The 13,949-nt window shown below is 64.5% G+C and carries 6 protein-coding genes; all 6 read right to left on the bottom strand.

What is annotated here, in order from left to right; all coding sequences use genetic code 11:
- Window positions 1–116: 116 nt before the first annotated feature.
- A complete protein-coding gene (gene araD, locus P3T42_RS31790; RefSeq protein WP_074296465.1) occupies window positions 117–1,874 on the bottom strand; it encodes an L-arabinonate dehydratase in 1,758 nt (585 codons plus the stop codon).
- A gap of 20 nt (window positions 1,875–1,894) precedes the next feature.
- Window positions 1,895–2,278 (bottom strand): hypothetical protein, encoded by a 384-nt coding sequence (locus tag P3T42_RS31785; protein WP_429308311.1) that lies wholly within the window; start codon window positions 2,276–2,278, stop codon window positions 1,895–1,897.
- 577 nt (window positions 2,279–2,855) lie between these two features.
- Window positions 2,856–3,794: a dihydrodipicolinate synthase family protein gene (locus P3T42_RS31780; protein WP_429308310.1), complete on the bottom strand. Its 939-nt coding sequence runs from the start codon at window positions 3,792–3,794 to the stop codon at window positions 2,856–2,858.
- 158 nt (window positions 3,795–3,952) lie between these two features.
- A complete protein-coding gene (locus P3T42_RS31775) occupies window positions 3,953–4,642 on the bottom strand; it encodes a FadR/GntR family transcriptional regulator (protein ID WP_074296469.1) in 690 nt (229 codons plus the stop codon).
- Between the two features lie 118 nt (window positions 4,643–4,760).
- Window positions 4,761–6,416, bottom strand: a complete 1,656-nt coding sequence (locus tag P3T42_RS31770) for a cyclic peptide export ABC transporter (RefSeq protein WP_429308309.1) — start codon at window positions 6,414–6,416, stop codon at window positions 4,761–4,763.
- Between the two features lie 70 nt (window positions 6,417–6,486).
- Complete coding sequence (locus tag P3T42_RS31765) at window positions 6,487–13,941, bottom strand: amino acid adenylation domain-containing protein (protein ID WP_429308308.1); 7,455 nt, start codon at window positions 13,939–13,941, stop codon at window positions 6,487–6,489.
- Between the last annotated feature and the right edge of the window lie 8 nt (window positions 13,942–13,949).

Here is a 13,949-nt window from a genome sequence, read left to right as displayed (position 1 = left end):
CCGCCTGGTCTCCTGCGCGCGGCCTGACTGCCCAAAACTTTTTCGGTCGGGTGATCTCCGACGCTAGTGCCGCTGTTCGAACCGCGTGGTTTGGAACAGCAGCACTTTTAGCTAACTCAGTGAATCTCCGGCTCGGCTGCAGCGCCGCCGCAGCTCGCCGCGCCGCCCGCACCTTCGCGTTGCAGGAAGTCGAAGTCGCAGCCCTTGTTGGCCTGCATCACATGCACCTGATGCATCGCGCCGTAGCCACGCGTGAAGCGCGGTTCCGGTTCCACCCACGCCGCCTTGCGCCGCGCCAGTTCCTCGTCCGGCACCAGCACGTTCAGCTTGCGCTGCGGCACGTCGAGTTCGATCAGGTCGCCGTCCTGCACCAGCGCAAACGGTCCGCCGATGAACGACTCCGGCGCCACGTGCAGCACGCACGCCCCGTAGCTCGTGCCGCTCATGCGTGCATCGGAAATCCGCAGCATGTCGCGCACGCCCTTTTGCAGCAGCTTCTTCGGAATCGGCAACTGGCCCCACTCCGGCATCCCCGGCGCACCCACCGGACCCGCATGCTGCAGCACGATCACGCAGCTCTCGTCGATGTCGAGCGCGTCGTCGTCGATACGTGCCGCCATGTCGTTGTAGTCCCTGAACACCACCGCACGGCCTGTATGCACATGCAGCTTCGGATCGGCCGCGCCCGGCTTGATCACCGCGCCGTCGGGCGCGATATTGCCGCGCAGGACCGCGAGACCGTTGTTCGGCAACAGCGGCGCCGCGCGGCGGCGGATCACGTCGTCGTTGAAGATCTTCGCGCCTTCAAGGTTCTCGCCGAGCGTGCGCCCGTTCACCGTCTTCTGCGAACGGTCGATCAGCTCGCCCAGTTCGGCCAGCATCGCCTGCAGGCCGCCGGCGTAGTAAAAGTCCTCCATCAGGTACGAGCCGGTCGGGCGGATGTTCGCCAGCACCGGCGTGTGACGCGAGATGTCGTCGTAGCGGTTCAGGGTTAGGTCGATGCCGGCGCGGCGCGCCAGCGCGATCATGTGGACGATCGCATTGGTTGAACCGGACAGCGCCAGGCACGTGGTGACGGCGTTATCAATCGAACCCGCCGTGATAATGTCCGACGGCTTCAGGTCCTCCCACACCATCTCGACAATCCGCATGCCGGTTTTCGCCGACATCTGCGCGTGGCGCGAATCCGGCGCCGGAATCGACGCGAAGCCCGGCAGCGTGAAGCCCAGCGCTTCCGCGGCGCTCGTCATGGTGGACGCCGTGCCCATCGTCATGCAGTGGCCCGGCGAGCGCGCAATGCCGCCTTCCACGCCCTGCCAGTCCTGCTCGGTGATCTTGCCCGCGCGCAGGTCCGCCCAGTACTTCCAGGTGTCCGAACCCGAACCCAGCGTCACGCCGTTCCAGTTGCCGTTCAGCATCGGGCCGGCCGGCAGGAAGATGGTCGGCAGGTCCATCGAGATCGCGCCCATCAGCAGCGCCGGTGTGGTCTTGTCGCAGCCACCCATCAGCACCACGCCGTCAGCCGGGTACGAGCGCAGCGTTTCCTCCGCTTCCATGGCGAGGAAGTTGCGGTACAGCATCGTCGTGGGCTTCTGGAACGGCTCCGAGAGCGTCTGCACCGGCAGCTCGATCGGAAAGCCGCCGGCCTGCCAGATGCCCCGTTTCACTTCCTCCACACGCTGCTTGAAGTGCGTATGGCACGGGTTCATCTCGCTCCACGTGTTCAGGATTGCGATCACCGGCTTGCCCGCGTACTCCTCGCGGCTGTAGCCCATCTGCGACGTGCGCGAACGGTGGCCGAACGAACGCAGGTCATTCACGCCATACCAGCGGTGGCTGCGCAATTCTTCAGGGGTCTTTCTCTTCGTGCTCACTTCGTAGTGCTCCAGAAAACTTAGTCGGTAAAGCGCCCGCCGCAAGATGACACGGCCGGAAGCCGGACCCGCATGGCCCACCGCAGGGTCGACTCGACGCAGGCAACACACGCGTCGGCGCTGGGTGAAAGGAGTGCGATGCCGCGGCCGCCTGCGACCTGCACTGCCCTGGTGTTGACGGGCGATTGCGGCGCTGGCGCTTCAGTGGTCGGGATAGTGGAAAGGTGGCTCGGGCGTGCTGCCTTCAACCCGGAGATGCTTTCCTGTGTGAGCCTGTGATCGCTCGAGAAGTTGTCAATGTTCTGCGATGCGGGCTGGGCCGCGTTCGCGTCGGCGGCAAGGTCGACGCCGAATGCAAACCACGCATCCGGAGATTTGACTGACAACCCACCCGAGTCGAACATTTCGTCTCCTAACCTTCTTGTTATTTGGACAGTCCGTCCGTCAGATGCCTGACGAATTCCCGCGCGAGGCGGTCCGATGAGCGAACATACCTAACCACGCACAATGATGTCAAGCAACTATACAAACCCCATCCCTTCGGCAACTTGAGGAAATTAGCCACAACCCATTGTTTTTATTGTGTTTACCATCGTAAATCAGGAAAACCCCAATGTTGCAGGGTTGTCAAAGCCTAACATCCGGGATGTCAATCACCACTGGTAAGACAAATATGCGCCACTCATCAGGGCTGACGCCATGCCGCCTGCGCTTGCAGGTCGATCAAGGCGCAACGGCAGAGAGCGACGCACGTGCGAACGCGGACCTCCCTGTCACACAAGGCGATCGGCAAGATCAATGGGGCGGCAAACCACGTTGCGAGGTTCGAGCGGGCAACGCGGGATAAGGGGTGTTTCTCCTGCAATGGGAGAAACGGATCTTTACGGTCGCCAGCCTCGCTGGCGACCATGCAGGCGCCGCTGCAGACCGCGAGCCGTCGCGGCACTCGCAGTCCTCATGCAGCACCGCAGCGGCTAAGGCTTAGGCTGACGCGCTCGCCGCGAGATTGCGTTCGAATGCGAGCAGGGCCTGGGTCGCGGCATCGACCGCGGCGTGGTGTTCCTTCGGCGTGGCGCTTAGCAGCGGCAGGATCGCGCCCATGTCGGCGATACCCGAGAACGTCACGGCATCGTGCAGCACGCGAATCAGCGAAATGTTGTCGCGCAGCGTTTCTAGCGGCATGAACGCGTCGTAGATACGCTGAGCATCGGCGGCTCGCCCTTCCTTCGCGGCGCGCAGCAGCGCGGTTACCGAGTGCGAGGCGATGCAGCCCGAACCCGTCGTCCATGAAGCCAGCCCGAAGTCGCGCACATGGACGAGCGCCGGGCGCTCGCCCATACCCGACACGACGCGCGCCGGGTTGACGCTTTCCAGCAGGCGCCGCAGGTAGGCGTCCTGCGCGGGGTTGTCGCGCACGATGGCGTACTTGACCGCGATCAGCGTGCCGCGGTCGACCAGCCGGGCGAGCGTATCCACGTCGACGTAGTTCTCGCTCTTGATGTACAGCGTGAGCGGGATGCCGGCTGCGTCCACGATCCGCGTGAGGCCCGCTTCGACGCCTTCCGACGTGGTAAAACCGCCGAGCGGCAGCACCATCGCCGTGCGATACGAGGTCTGCGCGAGGATCCGCGCCTGGTCGAGCATCTTGCCGTAGTCCGGGCCGATCGCCGGGATGACCCGCGTGTCCGGGCCGGCGCTTTGCGCGAGCATGTCGAGCAGCTCGCGGTATTCGCTGACGGCGACGTGATAGAAATTCGCGTTGCCGCCGTACAGCAGCGTGCGGACACCGCCCGCCTCGATGTGCCGGATCAGCTTCAGATTTTCGTTGGCGTCGAGCGACAGGTCGGCGCGGCGCGCCAGCGGCGGCACAGCCATCACGGTCGAGGCAAATTCGCTCTCGACGATTGGGGACACGTTCATGGGGTCTCTTGTCTCTTGTCGGAATTGATTGACAGGCTGAACGGTAGCATTGCGATCGTTATGTTGTCAAACAACATGACAAATCAATCGAATTCTCGTTTTCGTCGGGGAAATCGGCGGGCGGCGCATGGCGGCTCCCTGCCGCTTCAAGACACAGCCTAAGCCCCCACCATCCGCTCCATGGCGTTGGCCAGATGCTCCCGCATGGCCCGTTCCGCGCCGCGCGAGTCGCGCCGCCGGATCGCATCGAGCACGGCGAGATGCTCCGCCTGGACGAGGCGCTGCCGCTCGACCGACTTCGCCTGCGAGAGCTTGCGCGACAGGTTCATGCTCGATTCGACCTGCTCGTGAATGAAGGACAGCGCCGTGATGAAGAACTGATTCTTCGACGCGCGCGCCACGGCCAGATGAAACGCAAAATCATCGCGAGCACCGACGCCTTCGCTATGAATCACTTGCTGGAGCGTGTCCCAGGCCTGCTGGATGGCGTCGATATCGGCCTCGTCGGCCTTCTGCGCGGCGAGCGACGCGCCGCCTACCTCGGTCATCACGCGAAACTCATAGCAGCGCCGCACGTCCGACAAGGTTTCGAGCGGCGCGAAGCGGCGCAGGTCGGGATCCGGCCGGCGCCTCACCGTCGTGCCGGAGCCTTGCCGGGTGGCGATGATGCCGTCCGCCCGCAACTGGGCTAGCGCTTCGCGCACGGTCGGGCGCGAGGTCTCGAAGCGCTCGGCCAGCGTGTGCTCGCTCGGCAGGCGGTCCCCTTCCCGATACTCGCCGTCGATGATGCGATTCAGGATGTCGCTATAGACCCTTCCCGGCATGCCGGGCGATTTGTGTTCGATCATGGCCGAGGAATCGTCTGAAGTTGTCACGCCAGACAATAATTGTACGACCACTTTTACTGGAAGCGCATAGTGGTAAACAACTTAAGCCACGACCGGACCTGAGCGGGCCCGCGTGTCATCAGCGTGCCTCCACCGCCGCGCTCGCCGGTTGGTGTTGCAGATCGGCGCCCGGGCCTTCCTCGACCACCCGGCCGTAGTCGAGCTTGATGTAGCGATCCGCGAGTCCGAAGTAACGATCGTCGTGGGTAATCACCAGCACGGTTTTGCCCTTTGCCTTCAGATCGGGCAACAGGCGGCGGTAGAACACGTCCTTGAAGGTTGGGTCCTGGTCGGCGGCCCATTCGTCGAACACGTAGAACGGACGATCCTCGAGATACGCGACGAGTAGCGCGAGACGTTTGCGCTGCCCCTGCGACAGATTGATCGTCGACAGGCGGCCATCGCGAATCGTGACCTTGTGTTCGAGATGCAGCAGTTCGAGCAACTGCTGCGCCTGCGCGTCGAGACCCTCGATATGCAGGCCATGCAACTGGTCGAACAGAAAGAAGTCGTTGAACACGACCGAGAAGTGCTGACGATAGATATCGCGCTCGGCCTCACCTATCGCCTGGCCGTTCAGCAGAATCTCGCCGCCTTCCGGCGCATAGAGACCGACCAGCATCTTGGCAAGCGTGGTCTTGCCGCTGCCGTTGCCGCCTATCAGATACACCAGTTCGCCGGGCTTGAACGTCAGGCTCACCGGGCCAAGCGTGAACACCTCGTTTTCTTTCTCGCGGAAATAGCTGTGCGTCACGTGCTTCAACGCGATGCTCTCGAACGCATGCGCGGATTCGGCCGGCAACACGTCCTCGCGCGGCAGATCGCGGCTGACCTGATCGATGCGTTCCAGCGCGACCTTAGCCGAACTAAGCGACGGAATCGACGACAGCAGGCTTTCGATCGGCATGATCATGTACAGGAAGATCACCGCGTAACCGGACAGCACATGCGGCTGCACCGGATAGATGCGCGTCAAAAGAAACAGCACGCAGCCGATAAAGGCCAGAAAGATCATGCTGCCCCAACTGGCCGCCGCCGTGTACAGCACATAGCCGCGCGTACGCTGCACACGCACGGCCTCGACGCTGGCCGCGAGCGAATCGTCGACGAAGGCCTGCCTGCGGCGGCGATGCAGCTTCAACTCCTTCGCGCCGTCGAACAGCGAACGGAAGTCGCCCACCAGATTGTCTTCTCGCTTGCGCGAACTGCGCAAATGGAACATGGCGCGCGTATTAGCCAGATGGAAGCCGAGCGAGCCGATCAGGATCGTCACCAACGCGAACAGCAGTATCTGCCACGAGAGGTAGCCGAGATACGCGAGACAGCCCAGCACGATCGAGCCGTTCATCGCGAGCGTCGGCACGCTCAGGAAGAACACGACGATCGTATCGAGGTCCTGGGTCAGCACGGCCATTGCCCTTGCGCCGCCCTGGCGCTCCAGGTTTTGATAGGAGGCCTCAGTGACGCTGCGGATGGTCCGCATGCGCAGCGCGGCTTTGGTGCTTTGTCCAAGCCGCACGAAGAAGGTCTGCGACAGCGTGCGGGTGACGAGTACGGCGAGCGCCAGCAGCAGGAAACGCCAGCCGAGTTCCGGCAGCTTGTCGGCCGATACGCCGAGTGCCTGATTGATGATCGCGACGAGCGCGGCGTTGCTCAGACCGCCGACCACACTCGTGATCAGCGCGAGCAGCAGAATCCAGCGGGATTGCCGGACCAGGGTCAATAGCAGGGACATGAAAACCTTTTTTTGAAGTGATTGAAAGCGCCCAGCGTGTTCGCGTTGCGCATGACTGGCCGAACCATCGTCATAGCTCCGCGAGAATATCCTGCATTTCGGCGGCCATCGCATCGTCGTCTTGCGCGACCCGGCCGGTGGACATGAGCGTCTGCGCCAACCGGTACAGCGGCTGATTATTCATCAGATCCGCGAGCTGCGCGTCGATTCCGAGCGTGCGCCGGATCGACGCTTGCACCTGCATCGCCGCCAGCGAGTGGCCGCCGAGTTCGAAAAAGCGGTCGCTGCGCTGCACGGGTTGTACGTCGAGCACCGTTGACCAGATCGCGGCAAGCGCGGTTTCCAGTTCGCCTTGCGGCGGGTCGGCCGCTTCGCTCATCCCGGCCGCCACCGCTTCATGCGCGCCGGGTAAAGGCAGCGCGTGCCGGTCGATCTTGCCGTTCGGATTCAACGGTAACGCATCCAGTACCAGCACGGTAGACGGCACCATATAGTCCGGCAGCGTGGCGGCGAGACTCGCGCGCAACGTCGAGCCGTCGAGTTGCGCGTTAGGCGCGGCTGCCACGTAGGCCAACACGCGAGCGCCACCTGTGCCCTCGCGGACCACCGCCACTGCCTCGCGCACCGTGGGCAGCCGCAGCAACTGCGCCTCGATCTCGCCCAGCTCGATGCGAAAACCACGCACCTTGACCTGATGATCGAGACGGCCCAGATAGTCGAGCGTGCCGTGTGCATTCCAGCGCACCAGGTCGCCGGTTCGATACAGCCGGCCACCGGGCGATGCGGCATGCGGATCGGCGATGAAGCGCTCGGCCGTCAAACCCGCTCGCCCATGGTAACCGCGCGCGAGCAGCGCACCGCCGATGCACAGCTCCCCCGCGACGCCAACCGGCACCGGATTAAGCTGTGCGTCGAGCACCCGCAGCGAGCGCCCCGCGAGAGGCCCACCAATCGAGATCTGCGCCGGCACTTCGGCTGCCGCCTGCAGATAGGGCGAGCAATCGAACGCACTTGCTGTGACGGTTGCTTCGCTTGGCCCGTAGGTGTTCGCGAGCGCGACGTGGGCGAGGCCCGCCATGCGCCATGCGAGGATGCCGTCGGCCGGCATCGCCTCGCCGCCCGCATGCACGCGGCGCAGGCTTGCGCAAGCGGCGCGCGCACGCGGATTGACGGCGAAGTCCTGCGCGAGCACGTTCCAGTAGGCCGTCGTCAGATCGGCCACGGTGATGCGTTGCCGCACGACCTCGTCGAGAAAGCGCTCGCTGCTCCACAACTGCGGGCCGCGAAGAATCAATGCAGCGCCTACGCTCAACGTCGCGAACACCTGTTCGACGAAGCCGTCGAAGTTGAAGGTGGAGAACTGCAGCACGCGGTCTTCGGCGGTGACGCCGAACAGATCAATCGATACCTGCGTATGCTGCGCCAGTGCGTCGTGCGTGATGCCGACGCCTTTGGGGCGGCCGGTCGAACCCGAGGTGTAGATCACGTAGGCGAGGTTGTCGCGCGATACGTTACTGGATGGCGCGTCGTCCGCGTGATGTCCGCGATCGGGATAGGCACTCGCCGGCGACGCGGACTGCGTCACGTCGATGCATGCCACGCCGAACTGCGCCAATGCGTCCGCAGAGGCGCCGGACGTCAACGCCAGCTCGATCCCGCTGTCTTCGATCATAAACGCGAGCCGTTCAGCCGGATACGACGGATCGAGCGGCACATACGCCCCGCCCGCTTTCAGTACGGCGAGCACCGCGACGATCATCTCGAACGAACGCTCAATGGCAATGCCGACCCGCGACTCCGGTCCGACGCCCGCTGCTTGGAGACGATGCGCGAGCCGGCTGGTGCGGCGCTCGAGCGTGTCGTAATCGAGCGACTCGCCGTCGAGTACGAGCGCCTGCTTCGCGCCATATGTTTCGGCCTGGCGAGCGATGCGCTGATGCACCAAAGGCGCCTGCGCGATTTCCGGTCCCGCACCCCATTGCTGCTGTTGTCCGAGTTCGGTGTCGTCCAGCATCGCAAGCGAGCCGAGCGGCGCAGCCGGATTCGCCGCAAACGCGTCGAGCAACGCGGCCAGATGTGCAGCGAGCCGCTCTATCTGCGATGCGTCGAAAGCGTCGCACGTATAGGCAAATTCGATCCGCAGGCTTTCGCCGTCCGGTGACGCGTCAGTGTGTCGCGCGTGTCGTCCATGGCTGATCGATAGCGTCAGCGGATAGCTCGTGCGGTCCTCGTTGCGCTGTCCCGAGAATTGCAGTTCACGCGGCGTCGCGGCTTCAAGGATTTCGTCGACCGGATAGTTTTCGAACACGACGAGGCTGTCGAACAGCGCTTGCCCACCTTCGATCTTCGCCCAGCGCTGGATGTCGTATAGCGCGACATGTTCATGTTCGCGCGCCGCGACGCCGTGCTGCTGGATCTGTTCGAGCCATTGGCCGACGCTCAGCGACGGCTGCGGCGTCGCAATCACGGGAATTGTGTTGATGAACAGGCCGAGCGTGCGCTCGGCCCCTTCCAACGATGCCGGGCGACCCGCCACGGTTGCACCGAATGTCACCGTGCGCTGCCCGGTGTAGCGCTGCAACAGCACGAGCCAGGCGGCTTGCACCAGCGTGTTCAGCGTCACGCGTTGAGCCTTTGCAAAAGCGCTTAGTTGTGCCGTGTGTGTTGCGTCCCAGATGCGTGTGGTTGAAGCGTGGGTGGTCGCAGGCACTGCGTCTGCCGCATCGACCGCGGCCGGCTTCGCCAACGCGCTCGCCAGCAAGGTCGGGCCATCGAGACCGCCGATCTGCACGCGCCACCAGGCCTCGCCCGCATCGCGACCGCGCGCCTGCAGCCACGCGATGAACTGCCTATAGCGCGCAGGCGACTCAGTTGGCTTGCGACCTTCGTACGCACCGAGCACTTCCGCAAGCAGTTGCGCCGCGCTCCAGCCATCCAGCAACGCATGATGGAACGTCCAGACCAGGTGATAGCGCTCCGCCCCCGTGCGGATCAGCGTGACGCGCCACAACGGCGGCCGCGCCAGATCGAAACCTCGCTCGATCTGCGCCGCCGCGAAAGCGTCGAGCCGCGTGGCGAGCGCGGGAGCGTCCGAGGTGTCCCGAGCGCTCACGTCGCGCCAATCCTCGACGCTAAACGGCACGGCGACGCTGCGTGCTACCCATTGACGCGACGCATCGTCGAACGCAAGGAAGCCCGTGCGCAGGATGTCGTGACGCGCAGCCGCCGCTTCCCATGCCGCCTGGAAGCGCGCGCAATCGAGCCGGTCGATATCGACGCGCAACTGGTTCACATACGCGCCCGGCTGCTGCCCGAGCAGGCTGTGAAACACGATGCCGGTCTGCATCGGCGCTAGCGGATAGAGATCCGCAATCTCGCTGGCCGGCACAGGTAAGTCGTCGAGCTGGGCCTGATCGAGCGCGGCAAGCGGCACATCTGAAGGCGTCAGGCCGCTCGCACCGCTTTCGCAATGCGCCAGCACCGCAAGCAGTTCCTGGCGAAAATCTTCCGCGAGCGCTTCGAGCGTCGCTGCATCGTAGCGCTCGCCGTTGGCGTGCAACCAGGTCAACGACAGTTCTCCGCCTTGCACCTGGCCCGCGATTTCGAGTGCATGGGTGCCGCGGCTGCGTTCGCTGTGCGCGTGGCCGGTGCGTTCACTTGCGAGTTGCCACGCGCCGGCCTTGTCGATGTTAGCGTTGGCGTCATTGGCGAGTGTGGCGTCGAACTGGCCCAGATAGTTGAACAGCACCTCGGCGTGACCGACGCCCGACAATGCAGCGCGCTGTTCAGGCGTTCCCAGATACTTCAGCATGCCGAAGCTCATGCCACCGTGCGGTACGGCCCGGCGGGCTTCCTTTACTCGCTTCAGCGCGGCGCCGATCTCGCCGGTGGGCGCCAGCCGGAACGGATAGACCGCTGTGAACCAGCCCGTCGTGCGACTGAGGTCCGCCGCGCCGAAGTGGGTCTCGCGACCATGTCCCTCCAGATCGATGCGCAGGACGTCGCGTCCGGCGAAGCGACACAGCGCGCGACCGGTCGCAACTAGCAACAGATCGGCGAGCTGGGTTCGATAGGCCGACGATGCATCCCGCAGCAGACGACTCGTTGTGGCCGCATCGAAACGCACCGTTGCGCTGACCGGTTTGGCAGTCGATTCGTTGCCGTCGTTAGCATTCGCGTTGACCTCGACACGCTGATCAAGCCCCGCACCCGTAGCACCCGGCGGCAGCGCAGCGGGAACATCCGCAAGCGCTTGCCACCATGCACCATACTGTTCGATCTCCGGCCGGCGCGCTGCCTCCTGCAACTGCCTTCCGAACACCTGGTACGACGTCGTCCGCGCCGGCAACTTCACGCCTTCACCCGCTTGCAATTGCATATAAACGCGCCGCAGGTCGTCGAGCAGAATCCGCCACGACACGGTATCGACAGCAAGGTGATGAATCGCGATAAACAGACGCCAGCTACCGTCGTCGATCTGCATCGCCAGCGCGCGCAGCAGCGGACCATGCGTCAGATCCAGCGTGCGCTGCGCGGTATCGCACAACGCTTCGACGGCGGCGGTACGCACGCCTGTCGCAATCTGCAGCAGCGTCGTGGGTTCGCTGCGCGCATAGCGTTGCCGCCAGTTGGTATCGTCCGCATGCACCGGATCGCACGGCTCGAAGCGCAAACGCAACGAGTCGTGATGCGCGACGATGGCCCTCAAGGCCTGCTCCATGCAGGCAGTATCGATCGCCTGATCGATGCGCAGCAGCACGGCCTGATTCCAGTGATGACGCTCCGGCAGCGGCTCGGCAAAGAACCAGGCCTGAATCGGCAGCAATGGCACGGGCGCATCCGGTTCGATCGTGCTGGACGCGCTGCTGTCGTCCGGTAACCCGTCGACGTTGTGAATCGCGACCGCACAGGTCGCGAGCTGCGCGATGGTCTGTTGCTCGAAGATTTGCCGGGCCGTCAGCAGGAGTCCGGCCTGGCGTGCACGAGCGACAATCTGCAGGCCCATGATCGAATCGCCGCCCAGCTCGAAGAAGTTCTCGTGACGGCCGATGTGTTCGCGCCGCAGCAACTGTGCCCAGATCGCCGCAAGCTGCGTCTCGACAATCCCTTGCGCCGCCTCGCCGCTCTCCAGCGCGGACACCGCAGCGGGAGCCGGCAACGCGCGCCGGTCCACCTTGCCGTTCGGATTGAGCGGCAATGCATCGAGTACCATCAGCACGCCCGGCACCATGTAGTCCGGCAGTGTCGCGGCCAGTCCGGCACGCAGCACCGCGGTATCGAGCGTGCATCCCGGCACCGGGCTCACGTAGCCAACCAGCCGCGTGCCGCCCGGACCTTCCTGGGCGTCGACCACGGCATCGCGCACGCCGGGTTGCGCACGCAATTGCGCCTCCACCTCGCCCAACTCAATACGAAAGCCACGCACCTTTACCTGATGATCGATGCGGCCGAGGTACTCCAGTTGCCCGTCGTGGCGCCAGCGCACCAGATCGCCGGTTCGGTACAGGCGTGCACCGGGTTCGTCGGCAAACGGATCGGGCACAAAGCGTTCGGCCGTCAGCGCCGGGCGGCCCAGATAGCCGCGCGCCATCCCATGACCGCCCAGGTACAACTCGCCTGGTAATCCTTGCGGTACACGGTTCATCTGAGCGTCGAGCACCCAGGCACTGCGATCGCCAACTGGTCGTCCGATCGGCGCATAGCCGCTGTCGAACCCGGCGGTTGCGTTGGACGCTGTGTCGAACTGCCAGAGCGTCGGTGTGATCACCGTCTCCGATGGCCCATAGGCGTTGAAGACCCGTTGCGGCTTTAGATGACTGCACACTGCCTCGAATCCGGATTTCGACCATGCTTCGCCGCCTGCGATACAAACGCGCACGCTTACCGCGCCTGCCTCCGTCGACTGAGCGAACGCGTCGAGATAGGCCGGCGGCAGGTTCACGACCGAGATGCCCTTCGAGCGAATCTCATCGGCGAGCCGGTGCGCGGACCACACTTCGTCGTCGCGCAGCACGATCGCGGCGCCGTGCATCAGCGGCCCGAGGCACTGTTCCGTGGCAGCGTCGAAACTGGCCGATGCAAAATTCAGGTAGCGGTCCATGGCGCTCACCTCGTAACGCTCGGCGACGGCGCGGCAATGCATCGCGAGCGCGCCATGTGCGACCGCCACACCCTTCGGCCGTCCGGTCGATCCCGAGGTGTAAACGACGTAGGCCAGGTTGTCCGCGTTTGGATTGCGCGTCGGGTTGTCTACCGGTTCGTCCGAGACATCGAGCGTGTCGAGATCGAGCGTGCCAGGCGCGCCGGAGAGCGGCAGACGCGCCATCCCCAGGTGCGTTTGCACCAGCAGCAGTTCGATGCCGCTGTCCTCGATCATGTAGGCAAGCCGCTCAGCCGGGTACGCTGGATCGAGCGGCACATAGGCACCGCCCGCTTTCAGGATCGCAAGCTGCGCGACCAGCATTTCGACCGAGCGCGCCATGGCGAACCCAACCCGAACCTCCGGCCCCACACCTGCGCGGATCAGGTACGCAGCGAGGCGATTGGCGCGCTCATTTAGCTCGCGGTAGCTGAGCCGCTCGTCGCCGAACATCAAGGCCAGCGCATCCGGCTGCGCTGCCGCGTGGGCCTCGAACTGCCGATGCGCGAGCGGCGCGCCATCCGACGCGCCGGTGCCCTGTGCCCAGTCATGCAACCGCTCACGTTCTGCGAGATCGAGTAACTCGACTTCGCCCACCGCCTGAGCGGGATTCTCCGCGAGCGAGCGCAGCAGGTTCACATAGTGATGGCCGAAACGCTCGATCGTCGCCGCGTCGAACAGCTCGCGTGCATACATCAGTTGTGCGGATAAACCGCCATCCGTGCTCTCGACGATGTTGAGCGTCAGTTCGAACAACGCCTCGCCCTCCGTGAACTCGTACCATTCGACGGCGAGCCCCGGCAGTGCGTCAAGTACACGGTAATCGCTGCGCAGATGGTTGAACATCACCTGAAACAGCGGATTGTGGCTCAGACTGCGCTGCGTGTGCAGCGCATCCACCAGCACGTCGAACGGTAGGTCCTGGTGCGCCTGCGCTCCGAGCGTCGCCAGCCGGGTTCGCTCAAGCAGTTCGCCGAGTGTGTCGCGTGCGGCCACCTCGGCACGCAACACCTGAGTGTTGACGAAGAAGCCGATCAGCGGCTCGGTTTCGACGCGGTTGCGGTTCGCCACTGGCACGCCTACGCGGATGTCGCCCTCGCCGGTATAGCGATGCAGCAGCGCCTGGAACGCGGCCAGCAGCACCATGAACGGTGTCGTCGAACTGCGCTGTGCGCGCTCGCGTACCGCCTGGGCCAGCTCCACCGGCAGTGTCACGCCGTGACGGGCCGCCCGATACGATGCGTGCGCCTGGCGTGGCGCGTCCGTGGGCAGCGCCAGCACCGGGTGTGTCTCGCCCAACGTCTTGCGCCAGTATTCCAGTTGCTTTTCACGTTCGCCCGCTTCGAGCCATTCGCGCTGCCACGCGGCATAGTCCGCGTATTGCACCGGCAGCG

The sequence above is a fragment of the Paraburkholderia sp. GAS38 genome (assembly GCF_050434965.1).
GTDB classification, from domain to species: Bacteria; Pseudomonadota; Gammaproteobacteria; order Burkholderiales; family Burkholderiaceae; genus Paraburkholderia; species Paraburkholderia phenazinium_A.
The sequence above is the reverse complement of the archived record's forward strand: the minus strand, read 5'-3'. Positions and strand labels throughout refer to the sequence as shown.

Bases quoted from the DNA above. Each gene is read 5' to 3' on its own strand.
- P3T42_RS31780 (WP_429308310.1), bottom strand. From the start codon at position 3,794: ATGAACGTGTCCCCAATCGTCGAGAGCGAATTTGCCTCGACCGTGATG.
- P3T42_RS31770 (WP_429308309.1), bottom strand. From the start codon at position 6,416: ATGTCCCTGCTATTGACCCTGGTCCGGCAATCCCGCTGGATTCTGCTG.
- P3T42_RS31775 (WP_074296469.1), bottom strand. From the start codon at position 4,642: ATGATCGAACACAAATCGCCCGGCATGCCGGGAAGGGTCTATAGCGAC.
- P3T42_RS31785 (WP_429308311.1), bottom strand. From the start codon at position 2,278: ATGTTCGACTCGGGTGGGTTGTCAGTCAAATCTCCGGATGCGTGGTTT.